Source organism: Pseudomonas sp. p99-361, assembly GCF_003935475.1.
GTDB classification, from domain to species: domain Bacteria; phylum Pseudomonadota; class Gammaproteobacteria; order Pseudomonadales; family Pseudomonadaceae; genus Aquipseudomonas; species Aquipseudomonas juntendi.
In genome coordinates this window covers 1-25,434 of sequence record NZ_RHQO01000009.1, presented here as the reverse complement: position 1 = coordinate 25,434, position 25,434 = coordinate 1, and the positions used below count along the sequence as shown (strand labels likewise).

Below are 25,434 nucleotides of genomic sequence, written 5' to 3'. Positions count from 1 at the left end.
GCGTTTATTGGCTGGGTTTCTGACCTGGCATCGGTTCAGGATCTGGCGCAGGTTGGGGGGCGGGCTTGTCACTGGGTTGCTGCATTTGCAGCGACGGCTTGGTGGTGTCGGCGTCATCTTTGCCGGGGTGGCCATTGTCTCGGTCGAAACAGCCGCCAACCAGCAACAGGGCGCCCGACAGGGCCACCACAGATAACCATTGCATAACGACCTCCAGGGCTACTCGATGGCAGTGCCGGTTCCCCGGCACTGCAGGGCCTCGTTTACGAGCGGCCGCCTTTGCGGCCCGATTCACTGGTTTGGCCGCCGCTGGAATGCTGCCCACCCTTGCGGCCTGCCTCGGAGGCTTTTTCGCGGTCATTGGCGAAGTTGCCCGAGTTCTTGTTACCGCCCTGGCTGCCTTGTTGGTTGCCGGTACGGCTATTGTCTTTAGTGGCCATGGTCTGAAACCTCATATGATTTCGGGATGCACGGCTTCAGCGCCGTACATGAATTCGGAGTACGGGCTCGGGTCGGGATTCGTTTCAATTGGCAGGCTTCGGACCGGTGGCATTAAATAAGCGGCCAGTCCTTATTTGGCGCGCCTTTCAGTCGCGCGGCGGGTTATCCATATGGGCCTGACGGCGGCCAAGCCAACCGCCGGTGGCCGCCCAGGCCACGGCCATTACTGCCCCAATCAGCATGGCCAGTTGCGGGTGTTCGCCCATCACGTCCAGGGCACGCTTGAGCCAGCCACTGAGGGCGTCGCCACCCCGGTACACCACGGTGTCGATGAAGTTCTTGGCCTTGTACTTGTCCTCGGCCGGCAACACGGTGAACAGCATCTCGCGCCCCGGTCTTACCAGCGCATACTCCCCTGCACGGCGCACCACCATGACCATTACGAACACCGCGAACACCGGTGCCAGCGCCAGCCACAAGAAGCCCACTGCCATCACCAGCGGCACGGCCATCAGCAATATGCCTACCCCCAGGCGACGTGCCAGCCGCCCGGTGAGGAAGACTTGCGTGAGGATGGCCAAGGCTTGCACAACGCTGTCGATCAAGCCGAACACCTGGGTTTGCCGGGTAGGGTCGGTGAAAGTCTGGCTGACGATGCGTGCCTGCTCGAAGTACAGGAAGGTACTGACACTTGCCAGTAACACCACGAACAGCGCAATGCCCAACAGATAAGGCGAGCGCAGTACCGCAGTGGCACCGGCCAGTGGGTTGCCGCCCAGCGGCCTTGCTGCACCACGCTCGGCATGCGCTGGCAACGGATGCCGCTGTCGCCAGCGCTGCAGAAACAGGCTTGCCCCGACGCTGCCGAGCAGGAATACCGCCGCCAGCAGCAGCAACCCGGCATGGCCCAGCGGCGCCACCAGTAGCGTGCCCAGGATCGGCCCGCTGAGGCCACCCAGGCTGGCCCCGGCGGCCAACAGCCGAACAGGCGCTTGCCTTGGGCCGTAGAAAACAGGTCGGCGAGCACGCTCCAGGCCAGCGAGATGGTCAGCAGGTTGAACACCGAAAGCCAGATGTAGAACGCCCTCGCCGCCGACAGGTTGTCTGGTGTGCGGGTAAACAACACAGCGAACAGCAGCAGGTTGCTGACAAAAAAACCATAGGTACAAGGCAGGATGAACCGCCGTTGCACGCCACTGGCCAGCCAGCCGAACACCGGCAGGCATGCCAGGCTGGCGATGAAGGTTCCGGTGAACAACCACTGCAGGTTGTCAACGCCACCGGCAACGCCCATGGTTTCGCGCACAGGGCGCAGCATGAAGTAACCGGTAAACAGGCAATAGAACAGCAGCAAGCCGGCGATAACCGCCGGGCCTTCGCCGGGCTCTATGTTCAGCCCTTGATCCAGGCGCCGCCGCCAGGCAGTCATACGCTCAGGTGAATTGCCTGATCAGCGCCTGTTGCTGCGCCTGGGTAAGCAGTGGGCCCTGGCCAGCCATGAGCTGGTCGAGCTGGCGATCTGGCCGACCGGTGGCGGGAATTACCGTCGTCACCGCCGGGTGGCTGATGGCGAACTTGAGAAACAGCTGCGCCCAGCTGCCGATGCCCGCTTCAGCGGCCCAGCCGGGCAACGGCTGGTCTTTGACGCGGGTGAACAGGCGCCCATCGTCGAACGCGCGGTTGATCAGCACCGCCACACCCCGCTCCTGGCACAACGGCAGCAATTCACGGGCCGCCTGGGGGGCACTGACCGAGTAGTTGATCTGGATGAAATCCAGCGCCTCGCTGCGCACCAGCTCGGCGACCTCGGCGTGGCCACTGTTCAGGTAATGGGTGATCCCCACATAGCGGGTTTTGCCCTGCTGCTTGAGTTCGCGCGCGTAGGGCAGTTGGGTTCGCCAGTCACGCAGGTTGTGCACCTGCAACAGGTCGACCTTGTCGGTACGCAGCCGCTTCAGGCTGTCAGCCCATTGCGCTTGGGCTTCTGCGCGGCTGTCGGCGGCAATCTTGGTGGCAATGAAGCAGCGTGAATGCCAACCCCCCTCCTCCAGCAATTGGCCAAGAATGCTGTCGGCGCCACCGTAATTGGGCGAGGTGTCGATCACCCGCCCGCCACCGTCGAAAAAGGCCTTGAGCACTGCCCGCAGTTGCTGGTAGGCAGCCGAACCGGCTTCAACCTCGAAACTGCCGGAAGTCCCGGCGCCAATGACCGGCAGCGCTTCACCGCTGGACGGTACGGCGCGGGTCAACATGCCTGCCGGCGTGGCCGCGTGCAACCAAGGGGCGCTGGCCAATAGGCCTAACGTAGCACCCGCGCGTAGGACATCACGACGTGCATACATGGAAAAGCTCCCGTCATGCCAGGGAAACTTCCAAGGCTAGTCGCTCTACCCGGCGCGCGTGGGCGTTTCTGTGTCGGGATGTTTTTACCTGCCCTGCAGCAGCGGGCTCAGGTCGACACCGGTGGCGCTGATTGGCGGGCACCAGTAGTAGCCGCCGCTCAGCGGCCGGCTGAAGCGGTACAGGCCGTCGATGATGCCGTCCTCCAGGCCACTCATGCGCCGCAGTTGCACTTCGAAGGCATCGAAGCTGCGGCCCAGGGCAACGAAGGCCAGGCCGGCGCCGCGCTGATCGGCCCAGGATACCGAGCGGCGCACCATGAAGGCCTCGGGCTCGAAGCTTTCCTGGGCAGTACGCTTGACGTGTGCCGACTCGGGCGCGTCGTCGAGTTCTTCGTTGTCACTGAGGCGGCGGCCCATGATGTTGTCCTGGTCGGCCTGGGGCAGCGACTTGAAGTACGCCAGGTCGTGCTTCCACAGCTGAAACGCAGCAAAGCTGGAACCATCGGCAGCGATCGCTGCCTGCACCGCATCCTCGTCCACCGGGTTCTCAGTGCCGTCTTCGTAGCCGGTCAGGTCCAGCCCACCCCGGTGCAGGAAACCGTCAACGCTGTCGGCCAGGCGCAGGGCCGGCGCCAACGCCTGCTCCAGTGCCTGGGCCCGCAGCAGCAGGTCGCCCCGCTCATTGCCACGCAGCCACAGCCACAACGCATGCTGGGTGCTGGGGTTCTCTACCGCCGCATCCAGCAGCGGGAAAGGACGCAGGCCAGGTACTTCACGCCCCAGGGCTTTGGCCATGGGCGCGCCTACGCCCAGAATCACCTGCACGCCATCGACCTGCGGTAGCAAGGCATCGAGGGCGGCAGGCAACGCCTCGGGCGATTGCAGGGTGAAGAACAGGTGGCGGGCGTGGGCCGGCACCGGGGTGGCAAGCAGACCTTGCTGGAACGGCATGACAGGCTAATCCTCGAAAAAGGCGGCATGCTACTGCGCCTGCGGGCTTGCTGCAACGCGACATACAGCGCCGATGAGGGATGTCCCTGGTAACAAATGGTTACCAAGAGCTGGCTCTTTGCAATTACCTATCCACCCCGGCCCACCTAGACTGCTTCGGATCCTTCGCCCGAGAGATTACCGATGACCGCCTCGCCCCTGCTCACCGCCGTTCTGCCCCTGGCCCTGGGCATCATCATGCTGGGCCTTGGCCTGTCGTTGACCTTGGCCGACTTCGCACGGGTAGTGAAATACCCCAAGCCCGTGGTGGTGGGCCTGGCCTGCCAGATTCTGCTGTTACCGCTGGTGTGCTTCCTGATCGCCAACGGTTTTGGCCTGGAGTCGGCGCTGGCGGTGGGGTTGATGTTGCTGGCCGCTTCGCCGGGCGGCACCACGGCGAATCTGTTCAGCCACCTGGCACATGGCGATGTGGCGTTGAATATCACCCTCACAGCGGTCAACTCATTGATCGCGATTCTCACCATGCCGCTGCTGGTCAACCTGTCGTTGAGCTGGTTCATGGCGTCGGACCAGGCCATACCGCTGCAGTTCGCCAAGGTCATGCAGGTGTTCGCCATTGTTCTGCTGCCGGTGGCGCTGGGTATGCTGATTCGCCGCTTTGCCCCAAGGTTTGCCGCGCGCATGCAAAAGCCGATGAAGCTGGTGGCGGCATTGTTTTTGGCATTCACCATTGTTCTGGCGCTGGCCAAGGACTGGCAGACGGTGGTCGAGTACGCACCGGTCGTGGGCCTGGCGGCGCTGCTGTTCAACATCTTGAGCCTGGCGGTGGGCTACTGGGTACCGCGCCTGCTCAACATCCCCAAGCGCCAGGCCATCGCCATCGGCATGGAAATCGGCATACACAACGGCACGTTGGCCATTGCCCTGGCCCTGAGCCCGTCGCTGCTGAACAACCCGACCATGGCAGTGCCGGCAGCGCTGTACAGCCTGATCATGTTCTTCACCGCCGCCGGTTTCGGCTGGTGGGTGAGCCGAGGGCACGCCGTGGCGCAGCCTGAAGGCGGCACCGCCGGGTAACGGCCAGGCAGTCAGCGCCGGTAGCGCTTTCCCCGCAGTTGCTGTTTCAACACCTTCAACGGCGGCGCGTAGAAGAAACCGAACGACACCCCTCCGGTGCGCCCCTTCACTGCATGGTGCAGCCGGTGCGCCCGGTACAGGCGTTTGAGGTAGCGGTTGACCGGCCGTGGCCGGCGCGGCCAGTGCCGATGAAAGAAACCATCATGGGCCAGTACATACAGTACGCCATAGCCCGCCACGCCACCGCCCACCCACTGCAGCGGCGCATGGCCGCCCTTGCCCAGGGCGATCAGGGCGGCGGCTATCAGCGCCAACGCCAGCAGGTAGAGGTCATTGGTTTCGAGCATGCCTAGCTGTGGCTCATGGTGCGAGCGGTGCAAGCACCAGCCCCAGCCATGCATGATGTACTTGTGGGCCAGCGTGCCTACGCCCTCCATGGCCACCAGGGTGCCGAACAGCACGGTCAGATTGAGCAGCATGGAACGGTCCGGGTGATCGCATAGGGTGGCGCAAGGTTACCGGCTGATGGTTTTTTTTTCCATGTGGCAGGCGCTGCCGCAGGGCATGTGCCGATTAAGCCATTGTCATCTTTGCACCCTTGACCGGCTTTGCCGCGGGGCGTATGGTCCGCGTCGCAATTTAGCCATCCCAACAGGAGACCCGCTTTGGACAGTAGCCCCAGTCGCTTGCGACAGGCCCACGTGGCGCGCTAGCCCGGCAGTGTCCTGCACTGTCTGGCCAGCCTGGCAAGACGGTGGTTTCTTGTAACCCCCGCTTCACCTCCCTCCCCCCGTGGTCCTGCGCATCTTTCTGGTTTTTCAACCGCGCCCAGTGATGGCGCTCGTGCGGGCCTGTGCCCGTGGAAGAGGTGAGCTATGGATTGGAACGTTTTTCTGCTGCGCGTCAGTGTCGCGTTGCTGCTAGGGGCGCTGATCGGCGCCGAACGCCAGTTGCGCCAGCGCCTGACCGGGCTGCGCACCAACGCACTGGTCAGTACCGGGGCCTGCCTGTTCGTGCTGATGACCCAGGCAGTACCCGGCATGGCCGCTGCCGATGCCTCACGCGTTGCCGCTTATGTGGTCTCGGGCATTGGTTTTCTGGGCGGCGGGGTGATCATGCGCGACGGCTTCAATGTGCGCGGCCTGAATACCGCCGCCACCCTGTGGTGCACGGCAGCGGTCGGTGTCTTGTGCAGCCTGGGGCTGTTGCTGGAGGCCGCGCTGGGTAGCCTGGTGGTGCTGTGCGCGAATATCCTGCTGCGCGACATCGCCCAACGCCTTGACCGCTAGGGCGTGGTGCCCGCCAGCGAGCACGAACAGCATTTCGAAGTGCGCATCGTCTGCCGCGCCGAGGACGAGATCCAGGTGCGCAGCCTGATGCTGCACAGCCTGGCCGAGCCGCAGCTACGCCTGCAGTCGCTGCAAAGTGCCGACCTGGACAACCCGGCCAGGCTTGAGGTGCGTGCAGAGCTATTGGGCACCGCCCAGGCACCGGCGCAGTTGGAGCGCCTGGTCAGCCGGGTCAGCCTGGAAAAGGGCGTGAGTTCGGTGCGTTGGCAACTCCAGCAACAGGTGCTGGCCGTGGATTGAGCGCCACCGGGGTCGCTGCCGGTGGTGAAAAAGATTAAACCTTTGCCCTGCCCCGCCCCTCAACCGTACGCGACACTGAGGTCGCGCCAAGGTTTAAGGAGTGAAGCATGAGCAGTCTTTTCATCAAGCGTGTCGGGTTATCGATGGTGCTGGGTCTGGTATCGGCCCACACGCTGGCAGCCAGCTCCAATGATTTCGTCGATGCAGCGGTCGAGTCCGGCATCGCCGAAGTGGTTACCGGCAACCTGGCCCAGGAAAAAAGCCAGAACGCAGAGATCAAGACCTTCGCCCAGCAAATGGTCACCGACCATACCCAGGCCAATCAGAAGCTCGGCGACATCGCCCGTAAACTGGATATTTCGGTACCCGACGACGCGGCGATGACCGACAAGGTCAAGAAGATGATCCTGGAATGGCGTGACGAGTCGTTCGACAAGTCTTACCTCAACAACCAGGTCGATGCGCACGAGAAAGCGGTCGAGCTGTTCAAGAAAGAAGCTGCGTCCTCCGACAAGGCTGAGCTGAAGGCCTTCGCCAGCGAAACCCTGCCCAAGCTGGAACAGCACCTGGAGCACGCCAAGGCACTACAGGCCAAACACGCTAAGTGAACGTGAGGTTCGACATGAGTAACGATGCACTGAAAAGCGAAGTACTCACCCGTCTGCTGCATGCTCACCCAGAGGGGCTGGGCAAGGAAGTGCTGGACAACTATCGTGGCGAGAAGGCCGTTGCAGGCATGCTCAAGACCCTGCAGGACGACGGCCTGATTCATGATGGCAGCGTGGTGGTCAGCAGTGACCACCAAATCAGCGTCCAGTACCCCATCAAGCTGTCGGCGGCCGGTGTGGACGCCGCCAGGCGGGCCGAGGGCTAAACGCTGGCAAACCGGGGATTTGCGTCGCCTGGCCTCACAGGCCGGGCAAATCCCTCGGTAAACCCGCCAGCCCATTTCGCTCAACTGGCGGGCATTCCCTATTTCTTCTCCACATCCCTGGGTGGTTTGGCGGGGCCCTGCGGGTCAACCTGCGGATCGTCGAGGTCCGGCGAATCCGGGTCGAAACCCAGGTCACTCTGCTTGTCCGCCTGCTCCGACGAGTGCGGCCCCTGTTTGTGCGGTGGTTGTTTATCAGGCATGGCGCTATCTCCTTGAGGTGTTTAGGGAAGAAAGCGCTGCCACGAAAAAGTTTGATTAACCTGCTGCTTCGGCCACCTGCGCCCGGCACTGCGCCAACGCCTCGTCACGCTCGCGCAGTTGTTCCTCGAAGTGTTTCAGCTGCCGTGCTTGCTCGGTACACAGCTCGCGCCGCTGTTCCAGGCTCTGTGCCTGGGTCTCCAGTTGCCGGCGCATTTCCTCACTGGCGCCCTGCGCCTGCGCCAGGATCGTGCGCAAACCCTGGATCTGCGCATCACGTTGCTCCAGCAATTCCCCCTGCGCCCGGCATTCGCTGGCCACTTGGCGGTGCTCACCGAGCAAGCGCTCGTTATCGCGGTGCAGGCGGGTCAGTTCGTCCTGCTTGACGATCATGCCCTGCTGCAATTGGCGCACTTCCACCTGCAACTGCTGCAATTGCGCCTCGTGCCGGCGTTGTTCCTGCTCGCGCTGCTCACGGCTGGCGCTGCGGTAATGCTCAAGGGCGTCGCGGGCATGGCGGTGCTTGTCTTCCAGTGACTGGATCTGCTCGTCCTTGTCTGCCAGGCGCAGCTGCAGTTCGCCCAGCGACTGGTTGAGGCTCGCACTGCGTAGCTGTTCGGCCTGCAACGTGCTTTGCGTGGACAGCATCCGCTCGGACTCGGCGGCCAGTGCTGCGGCATCGATCTGGTGCTGCTGATGCGCTGCGGCCAGGGCTTGCTGCGCGCTTTCGAGCTGCGCCTGCAGCTGTTCACGCTGCTGGGTAAACGTGCTTTCGGCCTGCTCGATGGTCAGATCGGCCTCGTCCTGCAACTGGGTCGCCAATTGCCCGACCATGCGGGCCAGCACCTCACTCAATGCAACGCCACCTTCCGCGGCAACCGGCTGCTGGCCGTTCAGCTCCTTGAGGTAGCGGTGAATGGTGGTCTTCGAGCCGGTATTGCCCAGTTCGATACGAATGGCATCGATGCTGGGGTTTTCGCCCCGGGCTATCAGCGCCTGGCGTGCCTGCTGCACCACCACCTTGTTTATGCCGCCCCGGGCCATGAGTGCTCCTACGATTTCGTACTGTGTTATGTAGCATGTAATTACGTACTGATTATGCCAATGATTGCCTTCGTCAGTAAAGATTTTCTCACATGGAATAATCACGGCTTATCGCATGTGAGGGGTGAATTTGTGCGTTTGGTAGTGCTGGCAGCGGTACGAGGCTCGGCAACCACCCGCCTTGTGTCCCAGGCGCTTTGCCGCCACCATGAACGTCCGGTTCCTGCCCCTGCGAAAAGCACCCGATACCAATGACCCTGGATAACTACAAGGCAATTGCCGACAGCATCGCTCTGTTGCTGTACCCGCACGCGGAAGTCATCGTCCACGACCTGCGCAGCCAGACGGTGGTGCACATCGCCAACAACTTTTCCCAACGCACTTTGGGTGACGACTCGGCGATCGATCATGAACTGGGCGACTTGCTCCAGGGCACGAACCTTGGCCCTTACGAGAAACTCAACTGGAACGGCCAGAAGGTCCGTTCGATCAGCACCGTGCTGCGCAATGCCCAGGGCGAAGCCGAGCACCTGATGTGCATCAACCTGAACGTGTCGGTACTGGAGCAGGCCCGTGTTGCGCTGGATGCGTTTTTCCAGATGAGCCGTGTGGTGCCGCAACCGGACGCGTTGTTCCGCAATGACTGGCAGGAGCGCATCAACACCTTCCTGCATGGCTGGCTGCAGGCGCGCAACCTGTCACTGCAAACGTTGCGCATGAAGGACAAGCGCAGCCTGGTGCAGGCGCTGCATGCCGAGGGCGCGTTCCAAGGCCGCAGTGGCGTGGACTATGTGGCCAACGTACTGAGCATGGGGCGCGCGACCGTGTACAAGTACCTGAAAGAGCTCAAGGCCCTATAAACCCACTATCGCTGGCTTGCCGGGATGAGCACGGCGACGCATGTGCACGCCTGCTTGTCCCGAATAGAATAAACGTCTACGGTAGACGGATATTCCATCTCTATGCAGGTTTACAGCATGGCAGCCACTCCCGCTCTTGCGCCCATTATCGATGCCACTCAGTTGGATGGGCTTTTTCGGTCCATAAAGGATGCCCATACGGCACTGCGCCCTGCCGTCAGTGTGACGCCGCTGACCCGCAGCGCCCGCCTCTCGGAGCAGACCGGTTGCGATGTGCTGCTTAAATGCGAACATCTGCAGCACACCGGTTCGTTCAAGTTTCGCGGCGCCAGCAACAAGATCCGCCTGCTGCCAACCGAACAGCGGGCTGCCGGGGTGATCGCCGCGTCTTCGGGCAACCACGGGCAGGCCTTGGCAATGGCCGGCAACGCCGCTGGGGTGCCGGTGACGGTGTACAGCGCCGCTTCAGCGTCGGCCTACAAGCTGGCAGCGATGCGTGCCTTGGGCGCCGAAGTCATCTGCCTGCCCACCGACCCGTTGGGTGCAGAACTGGAGGCCGCCAGGCAAGCGCGGCTGCAGGGTGTGCCGTTCGTGTCGCCGTACAACGACCTGCAGGTCATCGCAGGCCAAGGCACCCTCGCAATGGAGTTGTTCGAGCAGGCACCCGACCTGGACGCGGTATTCGTCGCGGTGGGCGGCGGCGGGCTGATTGCCGGTATCGGCGCCGCCCTGCGCGTGCTCAAGCCAGGCACCGAGATCATTGGTTGCTGGCCCGAAAATGATCCCGCACTGGCGCGCTCGCTACAGGCGGGTGAGATCATCGAAGTGCAGGCGCGCGAAACCCTTTCCGACGGCACCGCCGGTGGCATCGAGCCAGGTGCTGTCAGCTTCCCGCTGTGCCAGGCGCTGGTCACCGGGACGGTGCTGGTCAGCGAGGACGAAATCCGTGCGGCGATGCGCGACATCGCCCGCCACGAGCGCTGGATCATCGAAGGCGCTGCGGCAGTTGCCGTCGCCGGCATGCAGAAACTGGCCAGGCAGTACCAAGGCAAGCGGGTTGCGGTGGTCCTGTGTGGCCGCAACATTGTCCTGGACAAGTTTCTCGAAGCGGTCGGGTGACAGCTGACGCCAGGGCCCGGCATAGCGCCGGGCCCCAACCTCAACCGCTCAGAGCAGGCGCTGCACCTGGGCTGGCGTACGCTGCATCAGCACCTTGCCATGGCGCACCGAGACCAGCGCATGCCCCTGGCTGCGCACCATCTCGTAGTCATCGGGTGCCGACAGCAGCAACAGGTTGGCTGGGCGCCCCACCTCGATGCCATAGTGCTCCCCAAGGTTCAGGGTGCGGGCGCTGTTGTCCGTGATCAGGTCCAGGCAACGCTGCAAGTCTTCGTAGCCGAGCATGTGGCAGATGTGCAGCCCGGCTTCGAGAATGCGCAGGATGTTGCCGTTGCCCAGGGGGTACCACGGGTCCACGATGGAGTCCTGGCCAAAGCACACGTTCATGCCGGCGCGGTCGATTTCGGCTACCCGGGTAACCCCCCGGCGCTTGGGGTAGTTGTCGAAGCGCCCTTGCAAGTGGATGCTTTCGGTTGGGCAGGACACGAAGTTGATGCCCGACAGCTTCAACAGGCGGAACAGCTTGTAGCAGTAAGCGTTGTCATACGAACCCATCGCCACGGTATGGCTGGCCGTGACCCGGGCGCCCATGCCACGCACCCGGGCTTCCTCGGCCAGAACTTCAAGAAAACGTGACTGCGGGTCGTCGGTTTCGTCGCAGTGCACGTCTACCAGGCAGCCGCTGCGCTCGGCCAGGTCCATCAGGAATTTTATCGACGACACGCCCTGGTCGCGGGTGTTCTCGAAATGCGGAATGCCCCCCACCACGTCGGCACCAATGGCCACCGCTTCGGTCATCAATGCCCTGCCGTTCGCATACGACTCGATGCCTTCCTGCGGAAACGCGACGATCTGCAGGTCGACCAGCCCGCGTACTTCGTCGCGTACCTCGACCATGGCCTTGAGCGCGGTAAGCGTCGGGTCGGTGACATCGACATGCGTGCGCACATGCTGGATACCGTGGTCCACCAGCATGCCAATGGTTTTCTTCGCGCGGGCCTTGATGTCATCGTGGGTGGTGAACTGCTTGCGCTCGGCCCAGCACTCGATGCCCTCGAACAGCGTACCGCTCATGTTCCACCTCGGCTCACCGGCCGTCAGGGTGGCGTCAAGGTGGATGTGCGGCTCGACAAAGGGCGCTACCACCAGGTTCTGTGCAGCGTCCAGGTCGCCGGGCGCCTGCGCCACTGCATTGGCCTGCGGCACGATTGCGCTGATGCGCTCGCCAGCAAGTTCAATGCGGAACAAGCCGGGTTTGCCGCGCAGCCGGGCGTTGATGATGTTCATGCGGTTACTCCTTGCCGTGGGCTTCGCTCATGCGCCATACCAACATGGCGACCGAAGCATTCATGCGAAAAAGCGGGTCGTCGATCGACTGCCCGCTCAGTTGTTCGATGCGCTGTATGCGCTGATTGACAGTGTTACGGTGCAGGCCCAGGCGCTGGGCGGCTTTGAGGCTGTTGCCATTTTCCATGAGCAAGGCGTCGAGGGTGTGGACCAATGCAGTGGCCTGCTTACGCCCTGGTGCCAGCAGCGGGCCAAGGGTACGGCTGACGAAATCGTCGATCAGCGAGCGGTCGACGATGCCCTGTAGCAAACGCAACACGCCCAGCTCACTGAAATTGCAGTAACCACTGGCCGGGCGCAGGTGCCGAGCCACATCCAGTGCCTGGCGCGCTTCATTCAAGGCCTGGCGGTAGTGTGCACAGTCTTCGGCAAGGCTGGAAAGCCCCATGTACAGGCTCAACTCGCCGGCTACCCCTTGTAATTGCCGGTACAGCGCGGCCAAACGTTCCGGCAGGTCTTGCGTGTCGGCCAGCAACACCACGAACAGGTCACCGGGCAGGTGCGCCGTGACGCTGCCCGGCTGCTGCCGGGACCAGGCTTGCAGTTGGTCCTCCAGGGCCTGGCGGGTGTGCTGCCAGCGCCGCTCGCCGAGCGTCAGCCCCAACCGCTTGAACAGCTCATCTACCCCGGCCAGGCGCAAGGCCAGCAGACGGCGCGGCTCATCCAGCGCCAATTGCAGGTGCGCAGCGCGCTGCCGGGCAATCGCCAGGCTTGGGTAATCGCCACTGAGCAGTTGGCCGAGGATGTCGTTGCGCGAGCGGCGAACCTGGGTCATCTGCACCAGCGCAGTACCGATCAAGTGGGTGACCACCACCATTTTCAGGTAGTAAGGCTGTTCGATCAGTGGCAAGCCCAGCTGCTCGGCACGCGCAATCACTGCAGGCGCAATGTGCTGGATGAAACTGCCGCCGGTGAGGATTACCAGCCCGGCAATGCCGACGGCGTCGCCGTCTTCGACCAGCGCAAGCAGGTTGGCCTCACCCCGTGGGTGGTTGATGCCGGTGACGAACACCAGCTCGCCGCCCATCACCCATTCGGCGATACCTTCGTTTTCTGCCACATAAGGCCAGCGTACCCGCCGTTGCAGATTGCGCGCCCCGGCGCGCACGCTCATTTCGTGCAGGCCGGGCAGCTGCAGGATTTCTTCCAGCGCCAGGCTCACGGTTCGACGCCCGCCTGGGCCGCTGCGCGGCGCCCGCTCAGCTCGAGCACAACGATGTAGCACAGCGCCGAGGCGCCGATACCCACCAACGGTGCCACCCACGGCGACGCGTAGGCCAGTACGGCGCCAACGGCGTAGGCCAACAGCCCGACCAGGTTGTAACGGGGCAGCGTTGCAGTGCCCAGCGCCGGGTATTTACCACGGTGGCGGTACCAGAAATCGGCCATGATCACGCCACCCACCGGCGGAATGATCGAACCCAGCAGCACCAGGAACGGGATCAGCATCTCGTACATGCCACCCATGGCCAGCACGATACCCACAGCGGCCGCCAACAGGGTCGCCGTGCGCCGCCGTTCGCTGCGCAGCAGGTGGCACGCGGCAGCCGAAACGTTGTAGATGGTCGGCCCCTGGATGGTCCACAGGTTCAGGCACAGCATGACCACTGCGGCAAAGGACAAGCCCTGCAGCATCATCACTTCGACGATATCGGCCTGCTGGTAGACCATGGCGCACCAGGCGCCTGCCACCACCATCAGGCCGTTGCCCAGCAGGAACGCGACCACACTGGCGCTCACCGCTACCCGCCCGCTGCGCGACAGGCGTGTCCAGTTGGTCGCCTGGGTCGCGCCGCTGGCAAAGGTACCGAACACCATGGTCACTGCCGCCGAAAACGTCATGGTCTCATGCGGTACCACCGCCGCTAGGCCGGCGAACCCACCGGCATCGCGGGTGGCGATGTACATCGACACCAACAGCAGCACGAACATCAGTGGCACCGAAACCCGGGCCAGCACATCCAGCCCCTTGAAACCGAGGATGGCGGTGATGCTGAAGCCCAGGCCGAACAGCACCATCAACGGCAGGCTGAAACCCTCTGCCAGGCCAAGCAGCTTGACCAACACGATCGCCACCGTGGCGGTGCCCCAGGCGTACCAGCCCAGTTCGGCGAAGCCCAGCAGGAAGTCGGACAGCCGGCTGCCTGCCTCCCCGAAACAGAAACGCCCCATCAACACCGTGTTCAGGCCGCTACGCGAGGCAATGAAGGCCAACGCGGCGGCATACAGCGCAAGCAAGCTGTTACCGAGGGTGGCGACCCACAGCATGTCGGCGAAACCGAACGCCATGCCCAGTTTGCCGCCGGCAAACATGGTGCCGGTGAAGAAGGTGAAACTGAACAGGACCATGGTGATCGGCAGCAGGCCCTTGCGGGCTGATGGCGGCGCTTCGCTGAGTGGAAATTCGCTGGGTGAGCTCATTGCACGGGGCTCCAGGTTGTAGTTGGGAGCAGCTGGAGCAAGATGCGGGCCGCTTTTTGCGGCCGCCAAACAGCGAAAAAAACCGGGCATGCAGCCCATTGCTGCATGTGCACAGTGACCAGTAAAGCCGGGTTTTAGCCCGGTGAGAGTGTGCGGCTCGACTTCTTTTGAGGCATTCATGCACCAAAGCGGTTCCGGGCTGAGTAGTAACCACCCAGCCCGACACCGCACGCAACGTTATGCCGCCCCGTCCAGCCCCATCTGCCAGAAATCCGCTTCCAGGCTGGAGGCCTGGGCGAAAATGGCTGCCAGTTCGGCAAAACGCTGCTCGGTCATGCTGCGTGCTGCCAGTTCGTCGAGGTGCCGGCGAGCTGCGGCAGCCACGCCCTGGTAGGCTGCACCCGCGTACTCGCCAATCCACTCGCGGTACGGGTGGCCGCTCAAGTCGCCAATCTGCTCGGCCAGGGCGCGGCCGATTTCGGCATAGCCGACCACGCAGGGGGCCAGTGCCACCTGCAGCTCCAGCAGGTCCCCGGCAGCGCCGCAGTCCAGCACGTAACGGGTGTAGGCCACGGTGGCCTGATGCTCTGGCGCCGCTTCGATGTCGGCCTGGCTCAACCCCCAGCGCGCGCACAGCCGCAGGTGCAGCTCGGTTTCATCGAGAATGGCCGCCAGCGTGGTCTGTGCGGCACGAATGTCCGCCGTGCGTCGGCTTTTGTAGGCAGCCAGCGCCCATGCCCGGGCAAACTGGACCAGAAACAGGTAGTCCTGCACCAGGTAGGTACGAAACGCTTGCTCGCTCAACGTGCCCTCGCCCATCTGCTGCACGAAGTCGTGCGTGACATAGCGGGCCCAGGGGCGGTTGGCGGCGGTTTTCAGGCGCTCGAAGATATCCATGCTCACTGGCCCTCCGGGTAGATGGCATCGAAGAAGGCCAGCTCCAGTGCCACGGTGCGTTGGTAGAAGTCACTGGCCAGCGCCGCCGCCTGCGGGCCTACCCGGTCCAGTTCGGCCTGCAGGAAGGCAACGAAGTCCTGGAAGGCTGGGTTGTCATGCAGCGTGATCCATTCGGCATGGACAAAGTTGGCCGGCAAGGGCTTTGGCGCTTTAAGCGCCCAGTCCAGGTACAGGCCCTCGGCAACGTTGAGCACCGCCAGCGCCGCCGCGTAGGAACGGGTGGCGGCCGCTTCGCGCATGATTGCCTTGAAACCGGCAGTGGGTGCGGTATCGGCAGGGTCGCGGCGTTGCGCCGGGCTGACATCCAGCGCCTCGAACGCGCGCAGGAAATAGGTGTTCTCGTCGCTGCAGATCATGCCGGCAAAGCGGCCGAAGCGCAGCCGGGCCTCGAAGGTATCGGCAGTGGCGATGGCGGCACCGAGCAAGGTCAGGAAGCTGTCGAGAAAGCGGTGGTCCTGCACCAGGTAGTCGATCATGATCGGCGCCGGCAGGCTGCCGTCGCACAGTTGGGTCACGAAACGGTGGCCAACGGCGGCCGACCAGGTCGGGTCGCTATGGCGGCGCAGGGTGTGGCTGAAGCGTTCGGTCATGGTGCTGTCCTTGTGGGGGGATGGCAGCGAGACCTTGGCACTGGGCATGGACGAGCCTCGCATGTGAGGCCGGCAAAAAGGCAGGTAACGACACGTATCGAGCCCATCCCTTCGCCGGCATGATCCGGATCAGGTTCGAAGGGTCACCGCGCTGCGATGCTCAGCGGTTTCTCAGCCCGTTGCCGGGCTCCCCTTGGTCGCGCTCAGGTATACCGTAGCGTGCCGCTGCTGTACAGCGCGCCCGATCACACCCGGGACAGCCGGGTGATTTAGGTTTATCGTGTAGCCGTCCTCCACCGCCGCTTGCACCATGACCGATATCGAACGCTACCTGCGCGCCGCCACCCGCGACAACACTCGGCGTAGCTATCAGGCTGCCGTCGAACATTTCGAAAGCCACTGGGGCGGCTTTCTGCCGGCCACCGCCGAGAGCATCGCCCGCTACCTGGCCGAGCATGCCGACCAGCATGCCGTCAGCACCCTGCGCCAACGGCTGGCCGCGCTGAGCCAGTGGCACGTTGCCCAAGGCTTTCCCGACCCCACCAAGGCCCCCCTGGTGCGCCAGGTGCTGCGCGGCATTCGTACTTTGCACCCGGCCCCGCCCAAGCAGGCAGCGCCGCTGCTGCTGCAGCACCTGCAAACGGCGGTCGCCTGTTTCGAAGAGGAAGCCCGCCAGGCCCGTGAGCGTCACGACTTGGGCGCCTTGCGCCGCGCACGGCGCGATAGCGCGCTTCTGTTGCTGGGCTTTTGGCGGGGTTTTCGTGGCGATGAGCTGGCGCGCCTGCGCGTGGAGCATGTCCAGGCCGAAGCGGGTGTCGGCATCACCTTGTTCCTGCCACGCAGCAAGGGTGACCGCGAAGCGCTGGGGGTGCAGCACCGCACCCCCGCGCTCAAGGCCCTGTGCCCGGTCACGGCCTACCTGCAATGGCTGGAGGTTGCCGGCATTGCCCACGGGCCGGTGTTTCGCAAGCTCGACCGTTGGGGCAACCTGGGCGACAGCGCGCTCAACAGCAACAGCCTGGTGGGGCTGCTAAGGCGCATGCTGGCACGCGCCGGGGTTCCGGCAGCCTTGTACACCGGCCACTCGCTGCGGCGCGGTTTCGCCACCTGGGCCACCGCCAATGGTTGGGAGTTGAAAGCGTTGATGAGCTATGTGGGCTGGAAAGACGCCAAGTCGGCGCTGCGCTACATCGATGCGGCACAACGCTTCGGCGAACTGGCCGCCCTACCGGCCGGCCATGAGCAGGTGCTCATTCCCTGACGGCTGCGCAGCGCCACAGGCGGGCGATGTCACAGGCCCGCGCCTGCAGCAGCTCAGCAGCATCGGCACATGCCTGCTCCAGGCTCATTGGCCCACTGCTCAGGGCAAAGGCCGCATCCACGCCGTGCGCATACAACTGCTGGTAGCCCTCACCCAAGGTCCCGGCCAGTACCACCACCGGTACCCCGTGGCGCTTGGCGACCCGGGCCACGCCCATTGGCGTCTTGCCGCGCAAGGTCTGTGCATCGAAGCGCCCCTCGCCCGTCACCACCAGATCAGCACCTTGCACCAGGGCATCGAGCCCGGCCAGCTCCGCCACCACCTCTACCCCGGGGCGGAACTGCGCGCCCATGAATGCCCGCGCGGCGAAACCCATGCCACCGGCGGCGCCACAACCTGGGTAGTCACGCACATCCTCACCCAGCAACTGCGCACAGTGGTCGGCAAAATGCCCCAGCGCCTGGTCCAGCGCCTGCACCTGCTGCGGGTTGGCGCCCTTCTGCGGGCCGAAGATCGCCGATGCACCGTTGGCCCCGCACAGCGGGTTGTCGACGTCGGCAGCGACCTCGAATTGCACCTCGGCCAGCCGCGGGTCGAGGTCGCTCGCGTCAACACGGGCCAGCTTGGCCAGGGCAAGGCCGCCTTCTTCCAGCGTTTGCCCATTGGCATCCAGCAGGCGCAGGCCCAACGCACGCAACATGCCGCTGCCAGCGTCGTTGGTGGCACTGCCGCCAATGGCCAGCACCACGCGCTGTGCGCCGGCAGCCAACGCGGCGGCAATCAGCTCGCCGGTACCCCAGGTGCTGCTGCGGCAGGCATCGCGCTGCCCGGTTGGGACCAGCTGCAGGCCACTGGCCTGGGCCATTTCGATGATTGCCGTGCGGCTGTGCGGCAACCAGCCCCAGCCGGCTTCCACGCTCTGCCCCAGCGGCCCGCGCACGGTCTGGCGGCGCAGCTCGCCGTCACTGGCGGCAAGGATCGCGTCCATGGTGCCTTCGCCACCATCGGCCATCGGGCATTCGACCACCTGCACACCCGGGCAACCCTCACGCAAGCCGGCGGCGATGGCGCGCGCAACCCCGGCAGCATCGAGGCTGTCCTTGAACGAGTCGGGGGCAATGACGATCTTCATGGGGATTCTCCTGTCCTGATGGCGGCATGCTGACAGCTGTGCGCCCAGGCGGCCTCGGTCAAATGCACAAAACCCTGGGTGGGTTGTTTGGGCGGATGCCTTTGGCCTGTGCCGGCGATAGGGCCGCAACAGCGAAATGCTTCAGTTTGCAGGCAACAGCTGCAACCCCAGGTACAAGCTCAGCATGCCTTCCATCCGCAGCGGGTCGACCTCGCCCAACTCGGCAATGCGCTCCAGCCGGTAGCGCAGGCTGTTGCGATGAATGCCCAAGGCATCGGCACAGGCCTGGCTCTGGCCGTCATGGGCACACCATGCCCGCAGCGTGGTCAGCAGCTGGCCGCTGCTGTCCTTGACGCGTATGCGCTGCAACGGTTCCAGCAATTCATCCAGTGCGTCATCATTGCGGTGGCGCCACAGCAGTGCCGGCAGCCGGTAGCGCTGCAGGCTGAGTAGGCGTTCGCCAGGCAATACCTCACGGCCATAAGCCAGCAAGTCACGCACCCGCCGGTAACCCCGGCGCAACTGCTCCAGGCTCTGCGCGGCGCTGCCCAGGGCTAGCCGTTCCACTTCCCAGCCATGCCGTTGCAGGCGTTCCAGCAGGCGCGGCTCATCCAGCGCGACACCCGCCGGGCGGCACCACAGCAACGACTGCCGCGCCGGGCTGACGCACCAGCTGTCGGGGTAACGGCTGGTCAACCACGCTGCCAGTGCCTCGGCGGCCGGCCCCGAGGCCAGTTCGAACAAGCACGGCACACGCGGCAGCTGTGGCTTCAGGCCCAGTTGCCGGGCTTCGTCGAGCAACCGCGGGGAATCACCGCTGCCGCCAAGCAGCAACGCCAGCAGGTCGTCACAGCGCTGCCGCCGCCACTGCTGGTCGGCCTGCAAATGGCGCTGGGCCAGCAGCATTTCGGCGGTCATGCGCACCAGTTCACCGTAGGTTCGCACGTGCTGCGGGTCGCCGGTCAGGCCCAGCACGCCCATCAACCTGCCGTCGAGCATCAACGGCAGGTTGACCCCAGGCTGCACGCCTTTCAGGCATTTGGCCGCGTCAGTGTCCAATTCGACGATCCGGCCGTTGGCAAGTACCAACTGGGCGCCTTCATGGCGGGTGTTGATGCGTTCCGGCTCGCCGCTGCCCAGGATCAACCCCTGGCTGTCCATGACATTGACGTTGCACGGCAGAATGGCCATCGCCCGGTCAACGATATCCTGTGCCAGGTCATGGTCGAGTTCGAACATTGCATGGTCCTTAGGGTGTTAGGCTTTTGGGCTCGGGCACAGCAGCCCGCGCCCGGCACTGTGCAAAAGCACAAAGACAGGCACGCCGCAGTCCCCGAGACTCGTCAGGGCGAGCGCCGGCACAGGCGACGCGGCGATAACCATAACAACAGAGAATCCGATCATGGCACACAGCCCAGCCCCTGACCAAGGCACGGACACCACCCGCAACGCGCTGTACCGGCGCGTCACCCTGCGGCTGATTCCGTTCATTTTCATCTGCTACCTGTTCAACTACCTGGACCGCGTCAACGTCGGCTTTGCCAAGCTGCAGATGCTCGACGCGCTGAAGTTCAGCGAAACCGTGTACGGCCTTGGCGCCGGCATCTTCTTCATCGGCTATGTATTGTGCGGCCTGCCCAGCAACCTGGCGCTCAACCGCTTCGGCCCTCGGCGCTGGATCGCGCTGATGATGATCGCCTGGGGCAGTTTGTCCACTTGCCTGCTGTTCGTCACCACCCCGACCGAGTTCTATACCTTGCGCCTGCTCACTGGGGCGGCCGAAGCCGGCTTCTTCCCGGGCGTGGTGTTGTACCTTTCGCGCTGGTTCCCGGCAGCCAGACGCGGGCGCATCATGGCCCTGTTCATGTCGGCTATCCCGGTTTCGGGCCTGCTGGGCGGGCCGTTCTCCGGTTGGATCCTCGAACATTTCGCCGCCGGCCAGCATGGCCTGGCCGGCTGGCAATGGATGTTCCTGATCCAGGGCCTGCCCACCGTGGCCCTGGGCATACTGGCGGTGTTCCTGCTCAGTGACGGTTACCAGAAGGCTGCCTGGTTGAGCGCGGGCGAACGCCAGCTGATCGCCGCAGACTTGGCGGCCGATGCTGCCAGCAAGCCTGCCACTACCGGCGACAGTGTACTGGCGGTACTGACCAACCCGCTGATCTGGACCTTTGGTTTCGTTTATTTCTGTATCCAGAGCGGTGTCTACGCCATCAACTTCTGGTTGCCGTCGATCATCAAGGGCATGGGCTTCGACAACCCGCTGCTGATCGGCTGGCTGAGCGCCATTCCGTATCTGCTGGCCGGGGTCTTCATGATTCTGTGCGGCCGCTCGGCCGACTTGCGCAACGAACGCCGCTGGCATCTGGTGGTGCCGATGCTCATGGGCGCCATGGGCTTGCTGATCGCAGTCAACTTCGCCGCCAACCCGGCCATTGCCATCCTTGGCCTGTCCATCGCCACCATGGGCGCGCTCACCGGTCTGCCGATGTTCTGGCCGATGCCCACGGCGCTGCTCAGCGCCAGTGCCGCCGTGGCCGGCCTGGCGATCATCAACTCGGTCGGCCAGATGGCCGGCTTCCTCAGCCCGTACCTGGTGGGGTTCATCAAAGACCAGACCGGGTCCACCGATGCCGCCCTGTATTCGTTGGCGGCACTGATCGTGCTCGGTAGCCTGGTGGCGCTGCGCGTGACCAGGGCCGGTGCACTGAGTGCTGCCCGGGCCAATTGAGTCCAGCGGCGAGCCAGCCCGCTGCCAGACCACGCCAGCATAGTGATGCAACGGGGGTGTTCTAGTGGCAGCGGGCCTGGCCCGTTAACACCGGAACACCGGTCGTCAGCCCAACGCACCCCCTTCCCACCTCAGGCGTCAAATGGTTCCAAAGGCCCCCCTTTGGAGAACCCTCATGACCCAGTACGCCGTGGCCCGCCTGGCACAACTCGACGAGCACCGCCCGTTGCGCGTTCAGGCCGGCAGCGAAGAGATCATCCTCGTTCGCCAAGGCCAGCAGGTACGCGCCTATCAGGCCAATTGCCCGCACGCCGGCGCGCCGCTCGACGAGGGTGTGGTGTGCGCCGGGCTACTGGTCTGCCCGTGGCACAAAGCCGCGTTTGCCGTAGACGACGGCGCAGTCTGCGAACCGCCGGCACTTGCCGACCTGCGCCGCTACCAGGTGTGGCTCAAGGGCGATCAGGTGTGGGTAGATGACCAGCCCCTGGCTGCCGTCGAGCCGCCCAGGCACAGCGATGCCCGCTGCTTTGTGGTGGTGGGTGCAGGGGCCGCGGGCAGCGCTGCGGTGGCCGCCCTGCTCAGGCAAGGTTTTGCCGGCCGGCTGGTGTGGATAGACCAGGAGCGTCAGCCCGCCTATGACCGGACCTCGCTGAGCAAATTCGTGATCGCCGGGCAGATGCCCCCCGACGAAGTACCCGCCTTGCTCGACGCCGATGCCTTGCGCCAGGGCCAACTGGAGCGCAAGCATTGCAAGGTGCGCAGCGTTGACAGCCAGCACCGCCAAATCACTTTGGCTGACGGCCAGTCGATCGCGTATGACGCTTGCCTGCTTGCCACCGGCGGTAAGCCCGTGCGCCCGCAACTGGCCGGTATCGATCTGCCTAGGGTGTTCACCCTGCGTTCCCGCGACGATGCTGAGCGCGTGCTCGATGCGGCCGAGCCCGGCCAGCCGGTGGTCATTGTGGGCGACGGCTTCATCGGCCTGGAGGCCGCTTCGGCCCTGCAGGCGTACGGCGCGCGGGTGCATGTGGTAGCCCGCCACGAGATCCCCCTGGCTCGACAGCTGGGTGAACGCATTGGCCGTTGCCTGCGCACGCTGCATGAGGCTCAAGGGGTGACTTTTCACGGCCCCACCGAGGTCAAGCTGATCGAAGGCCAGGGGCAGGTCGAGGCCGTGGTACTGGCAAACGGCGAGCGCCTGCAAACAGCCTTGGTCGTGCTGGGAACCGGCGTCAGCCCCGCGACGGCGTTTCTGCACGGGGTGCCCCTTGGGGAAGACAAATCGGTGAGGGTCGACGCCGACATGCGTGCTGCCCCCGGCCTCTGGGCGGCAGGGGACATCGCCACATTCCCGCTTGCCGGGCGCCCGGTGCGCATCGAGCACTGGCGCCTGGCGCAGCAACAGGGGGTGATCGCAGCGGCCAACATGCTCGGCGAGCAACGCCGCTACGCCGACGTGCCGTTCTTCTGGACCTACCAGCACGGGGTTACCTTCGAGGTGCTGGGGCACGCACAGGACTGGAACCGCATCGAGTTCGTCGGCGAGCCGGAAACAGGTGACTTCATTGCCCTGCAGTGTGTGAACGAGCAGGTCGAGGCAGTGATTGCCAGGGGGTATTCCGACGCCATGGCGGCGCTGTCGCAGCGTATGAAACAGCCGTTGACCCTGCAACAGGCCCTGACGCTGATCGGCTGAAGGGGCTTGGGTAGGCCCGCCCTCCGATCACAGGCTCAGGACAGCACCTTTATTACCAGCAGATGCACTGGATAAAACAGATAGCCCCAGCGCCCCACTGCCGGCACCCGCCAATCATCATGGCGCAACAGCGCTGAGCCAAGCGCAAGCGCCGAGGCCGCGCTCAGCAGTGTGAGTAGGGTGATCGGTGCCAGCAAATGCGCCTGCAACCAGCTGTTGGTCAGGTTGCCGCCCATGGCCAGCAGGCAAGGTAACACCCAGGCCGCGCCGCCCTGCCGGCGCGCCATCAGGCAGGCGCCTGGCAGCAATACCCCGGGCACCCCATACATCAACTGCCCACTGAACAAAAAACCTGCCAGCCCGGCCGCCAAACCCAGCAAACGCAGCGACAGCAACGGGTAATGCACACCCCAGGCCACCAGCAACCCCAATACCAGCGTCGGCATCACGTTCAATGTCTGCGAGCCGCCGTCCAGCCAGCGATATGCAGGTTCCGACAGCACCGCGAACAGCAGCATCAGCTCCAGGTAGCGCACATTGCCCATGCTATTGAAAGACCCAGCCCTGGCCCGCTGCACATTCACTGCAATGGCCAGGCAAAACAACGGGAACGCCAGCCTGCCCACCACGAACAGGCCATCGGCTGTGGGCCATAGAAAGCGCAGGTGATCGGCGACCATGGTCGCCATGGCGGTCCATTTGACCAGGTCCAGCCCCGCCGAGCGCAACCCTCAGCGCTCGCGTTCGGCAGGGCTGAGGCCCAGGTAGCGCTCGGTCCACAGGGCCAACGGCAGCGGTGGTTGCTGCTCCAAGACACGCCGCCAGATCAGCACCAGGTCGCGCCTGTTGACCATCGACCCGGGCCCGGTTTGGAAAGCAGCTGGAACATCGACCACCCACTGCCCCTGGCTGTCCCGGTGGGCCATGCGGAAACGGAAGCTGTAGTTGCCCGGGATACCCATGCGCAAGTCCGTGACCACCAGCACGTCGCCGACCTGGTCGTAACGCAACCAGTCATCGGTGAACCAGCGCAAACGCTGATACAGCTCATCGGCGGCCAACACCTGCGCCAACTCCGTATTGCGCGGCAAGCGCTGCATCTCTGGCGCCTGCCGGTCGAAGGCGCTGCTGATGCCCTCGTAATAATCATCCCCGGGCGTTTTCGCCAACACTCGCCAGACCAGGCTGTTGAAGGCAATGGGCACGGCCCGCAGTTCCGTGGTGACGATACCTTGCTGGTCCAGTGCGGCCTGGAAGCGCTGCTCGGCGGCCATGCGCCCGGCAAGGCCGAAACCAAGGTACGCTGTGCTGAACACCAGTGCCAGGGTCAGCAGCCGCGTGGCCCTGGCACTCATCCCGCGCACGGCCGCGTAGATAACGGCGGCCACCAGGGGCAGGGTATACACCGGGTCAATGATGAATACCGCAGCCCAGCTTTGCGGTGTGACTGGCAGAGGCCAGAACAACTGGGTGCCATAGACCGTGAAGGCATCGAGCAATGGGTGGGTGATCAGCACCAGCCAGAACGCCAGGAACAACCTGTTCAAGGTATAGCCTTTGTCGGGCCAGCACTTGTTGACCAGCCAGGCCAGCAGCAAGGCCAGCCCGGTGAGCACGAACAGCGAGTGGGAGAAGCCGCGGTGGTAAGTCATCTGCGACACCGGGTCGGCGTAGCGGATGATCACGTCGAGGTCCGGCAGCGTGCCCAGCGCCGCGCCATACAACAGCGCGCGGCGGCCTTGCAGGCGGCCCAGCACGGCACCCTGCAGGGCGGCGCCGAGTACAGCTTGGGTAATCGAGTCCAAGGGAGCATTCCTGGCAGGTGGTGACGGGAAACTACCCTTAACCTGGGCCGCTAGGCAATTCCCCGCCTTGTTGCCAGATGCAACGCCGCAAGACCGGGCGGTTCAGCCAAGGTCGCCGCCCCCTACCGGCAGGGTCACGCCGGTGATGTATGACGCTTCATCGCTGGCCAGGAACAGAATTGCCCCGACTTGCTCGTCGATGCTGCCGTAGCGGTGCATCAGGCTGCTGTCGAGGGTCTGGTCGACAATTTGCTGGTACCAGCGCCTCTCCTGCTCGGTTTGCTCGGCGGTGTTGCGCGGTACCCGCCGCGCCGGCGCTTCGGTGCCACCCGGCGCTGTGGCGTTGACGCGGATGCCACGGCCAGCGGTTTCGAAGCCCAGGCAAGCAGTCAGCGCATTGACCCCACCCTTGGCCGCACCATATGGCACCCGGTTCACGCCCCGGGTGGCGACCGACTAATCGGACACAGCATACGGGTCGGCGTGGTGAAACACGCTACTGCGCTCGCTCAGCAGGCGGTTTTCCATAGGCAAGGCACTCGGCATCGTTATTGTTCTGGTCGCCGCTTCCTACGGCCTTCTCGGCGGTGGTTGCGGTCGTCACGGTCATTCTATCGGGCCGGTTGCAGGTAGCGGGGGCAGGCGACAGCCGGTGGATGAGCACACTTAAGCAAAAAGGCGGGGGTTGGGCAATGCAGCGTTGGGATTGGGTGGGCGGATAGCGGACACGCCAAGTTTGGTTGGTGTTCGGTAATCGAACTCATTTTGCAGGTCTGGCCCTATCGCCGGCAAGCCAGCTCCCACAGGGATCGCCTTAGGGCTGACAGGTGTTTGCCACAAGGTATGGCAGCGCCTGTTGGAGCGAGCGCCGCCCGCGCGGCGCAATCGCGAGCTGCGCTCGCTCCTACGTTTGTTTCGGGCCAGTAACGCCTGTGACAG

General features: G+C 64.2%; 24 protein-coding genes, 3 pseudogenes and 1 riboswitch. Of the genes and pseudogenes, 9 read left to right on the top strand and 18 right to left on the bottom strand.

Translation table 11 applies throughout. The features are described from left to right. Positions 1-4: 4 nt before the first annotated feature. The 5 genes and pseudogenes from EGJ22_RS06090 to EGJ22_RS06070 all read right to left on the bottom strand — a co-directional run bounded on the left by EGJ22_RS06090 (position 5) and on the right by EGJ22_RS06070 (position 3,734). A complete protein-coding gene (locus EGJ22_RS06090; RefSeq protein WP_029886196.1) occupies positions 5-205 on the bottom strand; it encodes a hypothetical protein in 201 nt (66 codons plus the stop codon). A 58-nt stretch (positions 206-263) separates the two neighbouring features. Continuing rightward, positions 264-440, bottom strand: coding sequence for a general stress protein (locus tag EGJ22_RS06085; RefSeq protein WP_009686902.1), 177 nt, complete (start codon positions 438-440; stop codon positions 264-266). A gap of 147 nt (positions 441-587) precedes the next feature. Then, positions 588-1,870, bottom strand: a pseudogene (locus EGJ22_RS06080) (NTP/NDP exchange transporter). Between the two features lie 4 nt (positions 1,871-1,874). Next, positions 1,875-2,783, bottom strand: coding sequence for an aldo/keto reductase (locus EGJ22_RS06075; protein WP_029886198.1), 909 nt, complete (start codon positions 2,781-2,783; stop codon positions 1,875-1,877). A gap of 84 nt (positions 2,784-2,867) precedes the next feature. Beyond that, entirely contained in the window at positions 2,868-3,734 is an 867-nt protein-coding gene (locus tag EGJ22_RS06070) for a Dyp-type peroxidase (protein ID WP_029886199.1), read from the bottom strand. Between the two features lie 183 nt (positions 3,735-3,917). Here EGJ22_RS06070 and EGJ22_RS06065 point away from each other — a divergent pair, with 183 nt between their 5' ends. Further along, positions 3,918-4,811, top strand: coding sequence for a bile acid:sodium symporter family protein (locus tag EGJ22_RS06065; RefSeq protein ID WP_029886200.1), 894 nt, complete (start codon positions 3,918-3,920; stop codon positions 4,809-4,811). A gap of 11 nt (positions 4,812-4,822) precedes the next feature. Here the strand turns inward: EGJ22_RS06065 and EGJ22_RS06060 are convergent, their stop codons facing one another. Next, a complete protein-coding gene (locus EGJ22_RS06060; protein WP_029886201.1) occupies positions 4,823-5,290 on the bottom strand; it encodes a sterol desaturase family protein in 468 nt (155 codons plus the stop codon). Between the two features lie 396 nt (positions 5,291-5,686). Between EGJ22_RS06060 and EGJ22_RS06055 the strand changes: the two are divergent. The 3 genes and pseudogenes from EGJ22_RS06055 (at position 5,687) to EGJ22_RS06045 (ending at position 7,274) form a co-directional block, all read left to right on the top strand. After that, positions 5,687-6,400 (top strand): annotated as a pseudogene (locus EGJ22_RS06055) (MgtC/SapB family protein). 107 nt (positions 6,401-6,507) lie between these two features. Then, positions 6,508-7,008 (top strand): DUF4142 domain-containing protein, encoded by a 501-nt coding sequence (locus EGJ22_RS06050; protein WP_009686910.1) that lies wholly within the window; start codon positions 6,508-6,510, stop codon positions 7,006-7,008. 14 nt (positions 7,009-7,022) lie between these two features. Continuing rightward, positions 7,023-7,274, top strand: coding sequence for a hypothetical protein (locus EGJ22_RS06045; RefSeq protein WP_029886202.1), 252 nt, complete (start codon positions 7,023-7,025; stop codon positions 7,272-7,274). A gap of 98 nt (positions 7,275-7,372) precedes the next feature. On the opposite strand, the gene EGJ22_RS26065 is transcribed toward EGJ22_RS06045, so the two are convergent. Both EGJ22_RS26065 and EGJ22_RS06040 read right to left on the bottom strand, forming a co-directional pair. Continuing rightward, a complete protein-coding gene (locus EGJ22_RS26065) occupies positions 7,373-7,534 on the bottom strand; it encodes a DUF6021 family protein (protein WP_167524213.1) in 162 nt (53 codons plus the stop codon). A gap of 55 nt (positions 7,535-7,589) precedes the next feature. Then, the gene (locus EGJ22_RS06040; RefSeq protein ID WP_064314802.1) at positions 7,590-8,576 is read right to left on the bottom strand and encodes a DNA-binding protein; all 987 of its coding nucleotides are present in this window, start codon (positions 8,574-8,576) and stop codon (positions 7,590-7,592) included. 251 nt (positions 8,577-8,827) lie between these two features. On the opposite strand from EGJ22_RS06040, the gene EGJ22_RS06035 reads away from it, so the two are divergent. Further along, a complete protein-coding gene (locus tag EGJ22_RS06035) occupies positions 8,828-9,436 on the top strand; it encodes a transcriptional regulator (protein ID WP_029886204.1) in 609 nt (202 codons plus the stop codon). Positions 9,437-9,553: 117 nt separating this feature from the next. Next, positions 9,554-10,555 (top strand): threonine/serine dehydratase, encoded by a 1,002-nt coding sequence (locus EGJ22_RS06030; RefSeq protein WP_029886205.1) that lies wholly within the window; start codon positions 9,554-9,556, stop codon positions 10,553-10,555. A 48-nt stretch (positions 10,556-10,603) separates the two neighbouring features. Here the strand turns inward: EGJ22_RS06030 and codA are convergent, their stop codons facing one another. From codA to EGJ22_RS06005, 5 genes are all read right to left on the bottom strand, one after another. Next, a complete protein-coding gene (gene codA, locus EGJ22_RS06025; protein WP_029886206.1) occupies positions 10,604-11,842 on the bottom strand; it encodes a cytosine deaminase in 1,239 nt (412 codons plus the stop codon). A gap of 4 nt (positions 11,843-11,846) precedes the next feature. Beyond that, positions 11,847-13,064 carry a PucR family transcriptional regulator gene (locus EGJ22_RS06020; protein ID WP_029886207.1) on the bottom strand — a complete coding sequence of 406 codons (1,218 nt, stop codon included), beginning with the start codon at positions 13,062-13,064 and terminating at the stop codon, positions 11,847-11,849. Next, positions 13,061-14,323 carry a cytosine permease gene (codB, locus tag EGJ22_RS06015; RefSeq protein ID WP_029886208.1) on the bottom strand — a complete coding sequence of 421 codons (1,263 nt, stop codon included), beginning with the start codon at positions 14,321-14,323 and terminating at the stop codon, positions 13,061-13,063. Before codB ends, EGJ22_RS06020 begins: the two co-directional genes overlap by 4 nt. Before the next feature lie 237 nt (positions 14,324-14,560). Continuing rightward, positions 14,561-15,220 (bottom strand): thiaminase II, encoded by a 660-nt coding sequence (gene tenA, locus EGJ22_RS06010; RefSeq protein ID WP_029886209.1) that lies wholly within the window; start codon positions 15,218-15,220, stop codon positions 14,561-14,563. Between the two features lie 2 nt (positions 15,221-15,222). Further along, the gene (locus tag EGJ22_RS06005; RefSeq protein ID WP_029886210.1) at positions 15,223-15,870 is read right to left on the bottom strand and encodes a TenA family protein; all 648 of its coding nucleotides are present in this window, start codon (positions 15,868-15,870) and stop codon (positions 15,223-15,225) included. Between the two features lie 89 nt (positions 15,871-15,959). Continuing rightward, positions 15,960-16,074, bottom strand: a riboswitch (TPP riboswitch). Between the two features lie 106 nt (positions 16,075-16,180). Between EGJ22_RS06005 and EGJ22_RS06000 the strand changes: the two genes are divergently transcribed. Then, a complete protein-coding gene (locus EGJ22_RS06000) occupies positions 16,181-17,131 on the top strand; it encodes a site-specific integrase (RefSeq protein WP_029886211.1) in 951 nt (316 codons plus the stop codon). Here EGJ22_RS06000 and EGJ22_RS05995 read toward each other — a convergent pair. Both EGJ22_RS05995 and EGJ22_RS05990 read right to left on the bottom strand, forming a co-directional pair. Continuing rightward, positions 17,121-18,263, bottom strand: coding sequence for a glycerate kinase (locus EGJ22_RS05995; protein WP_029886212.1), 1,143 nt, complete (start codon positions 18,261-18,263; stop codon positions 17,121-17,123). The genes EGJ22_RS06000 and EGJ22_RS05995 overlap by 11 nt on opposite strands. A gap of 141 nt (positions 18,264-18,404) precedes the next feature. Next, on the bottom strand, positions 18,405-19,502 hold the full coding sequence (locus tag EGJ22_RS05990; protein ID WP_029886213.1) for a sugar diacid recognition domain-containing protein: 1,098 nt from the start codon (positions 19,500-19,502) through the stop codon (positions 18,405-18,407). Between the two features lie 163 nt (positions 19,503-19,665). Between EGJ22_RS05990 and EGJ22_RS05985 the strand changes: the two genes are divergently transcribed. Together EGJ22_RS05985 and EGJ22_RS05980 are read left to right on the top strand one after the other, a co-directional pair. Then, positions 19,666-20,994, top strand: coding sequence for an MFS transporter (locus tag EGJ22_RS05985; protein WP_029886214.1), 1,329 nt, complete (start codon positions 19,666-19,668; stop codon positions 20,992-20,994). 175 nt (positions 20,995-21,169) lie between these two features. Further along, the gene (locus EGJ22_RS05980) at positions 21,170-22,690 is read left to right on the top strand and encodes an FAD-dependent oxidoreductase (protein WP_029886215.1); all 1,521 of its coding nucleotides are present in this window, start codon (positions 21,170-21,172) and stop codon (positions 22,688-22,690) included. A gap of 35 nt (positions 22,691-22,725) precedes the next feature. On the opposite strand, the gene EGJ22_RS05975 is transcribed toward EGJ22_RS05980, so the two are convergent. From EGJ22_RS05975 to EGJ22_RS05965, 3 genes and pseudogenes are all read right to left on the bottom strand, one after another. Next, positions 22,726-23,418: a TraX family protein gene (locus tag EGJ22_RS05975; RefSeq protein WP_064314805.1), complete on the bottom strand. Its 693-nt coding sequence runs from the start codon at positions 23,416-23,418 to the stop codon at positions 22,726-22,728. A 3-nt stretch (positions 23,419-23,421) separates the two neighbouring features. Then, positions 23,422-24,495, bottom strand: a complete 1,074-nt coding sequence (locus EGJ22_RS05970; RefSeq protein ID WP_029887902.1) for a metal-dependent hydrolase — start codon at positions 24,493-24,495, stop codon at positions 23,422-23,424. Between the two features lie 102 nt (positions 24,496-24,597). Next, positions 24,598-24,951, bottom strand: a pseudogene (locus tag EGJ22_RS05965) (SDR family oxidoreductase); the annotation flags it as partial. Positions 24,952-25,434 lie beyond the last annotated feature (483 nt).

What these genes read in the sequence shown, in the direction of transcription:
- EGJ22_RS06090 (WP_029886196.1), bottom strand. Translation starts at nt 205, where the DNA reads ATGCAATGGTTATCTGTGGTGGCCCTGTCGGGCGCCCTGTTGCTGGTT.
- EGJ22_RS06085 (WP_009686902.1), bottom strand. Translation starts at nt 440, where the DNA reads ATGGCCACTAAAGACAATAGCCGTACCGGCAACCAACAAGGCAGCCAG.
- EGJ22_RS06075 (WP_029886198.1), bottom strand. Translation starts at nt 2,783, where the DNA reads ATGTATGCACGTCGTGATGTCCTACGCGCGGGTGCTACGTTAGGCCTA.
- EGJ22_RS06070 (WP_029886199.1), bottom strand. Translation starts at nt 3,734, where the DNA reads ATGCCGTTCCAGCAAGGTCTGCTTGCCACCCCGGTGCCGGCCCACGCC.
- EGJ22_RS06065 (WP_029886200.1), top strand. Translation starts at nt 3,918, where the DNA reads ATGACCGCCTCGCCCCTGCTCACCGCCGTTCTGCCCCTGGCCCTGGGC.
- EGJ22_RS06060 (WP_029886201.1), bottom strand. Translation starts at nt 5,290, where the DNA reads ATGCTGCTCAATCTGACCGTGCTGTTCGGCACCCTGGTGGCCATGGAG.
- EGJ22_RS06050 (WP_009686910.1), top strand. Translation starts at nt 6,508, where the DNA reads ATGAGCAGTCTTTTCATCAAGCGTGTCGGGTTATCGATGGTGCTGGGT.
- EGJ22_RS06045 (WP_029886202.1), top strand. Translation starts at nt 7,023, where the DNA reads ATGAGTAACGATGCACTGAAAAGCGAAGTACTCACCCGTCTGCTGCAT.
- EGJ22_RS26065 (WP_167524213.1), bottom strand. Translation starts at nt 7,534, where the DNA reads ATGCCTGATAAACAACCACCGCACAAACAGGGGCCGCACTCGTCGGAG.
- EGJ22_RS06040 (WP_064314802.1), bottom strand. Translation starts at nt 8,576, where the DNA reads ATGGCCCGGGGCGGCATAAACAAGGTGGTGGTGCAGCAGGCACGCCAG.
- EGJ22_RS06035 (WP_029886204.1), top strand. Translation starts at nt 8,828, where the DNA reads ATGACCCTGGATAACTACAAGGCAATTGCCGACAGCATCGCTCTGTTG.
- EGJ22_RS06030 (WP_029886205.1), top strand. Translation starts at nt 9,554, where the DNA reads ATGGCAGCCACTCCCGCTCTTGCGCCCATTATCGATGCCACTCAGTTG.
- codA (WP_029886206.1), bottom strand. Translation starts at nt 11,842, where the DNA reads ATGAACATCATCAACGCCCGGCTGCGCGGCAAACCCGGCTTGTTCCGC.
- codB (WP_029886208.1), bottom strand. Translation starts at nt 14,323, where the DNA reads ATGAGCTCACCCAGCGAATTTCCACTCAGCGAAGCGCCGCCATCAGCC.
- tenA (WP_029886209.1), bottom strand. Translation starts at nt 15,220, where the DNA reads ATGGATATCTTCGAGCGCCTGAAAACCGCCGCCAACCGCCCCTGGGCC.
- EGJ22_RS06005 (WP_029886210.1), bottom strand. Translation starts at nt 15,870, where the DNA reads ATGACCGAACGCTTCAGCCACACCCTGCGCCGCCATAGCGACCCGACC.
- EGJ22_RS06000 (WP_029886211.1), top strand. Translation starts at nt 16,181, where the DNA reads ATGACCGATATCGAACGCTACCTGCGCGCCGCCACCCGCGACAACACT.
- EGJ22_RS05995 (WP_029886212.1), bottom strand. Translation starts at nt 18,263, where the DNA reads ATGAAGATCGTCATTGCCCCCGACTCGTTCAAGGACAGCCTCGATGCT.
- EGJ22_RS05990 (WP_029886213.1), bottom strand. Translation starts at nt 19,502, where the DNA reads ATGTTCGAACTCGACCATGACCTGGCACAGGATATCGTTGACCGGGCG.
- EGJ22_RS05985 (WP_029886214.1), top strand. Translation starts at nt 19,666, where the DNA reads ATGGCACACAGCCCAGCCCCTGACCAAGGCACGGACACCACCCGCAAC.
- EGJ22_RS05980 (WP_029886215.1), top strand. Translation starts at nt 21,170, where the DNA reads ATGACCCAGTACGCCGTGGCCCGCCTGGCACAACTCGACGAGCACCGC.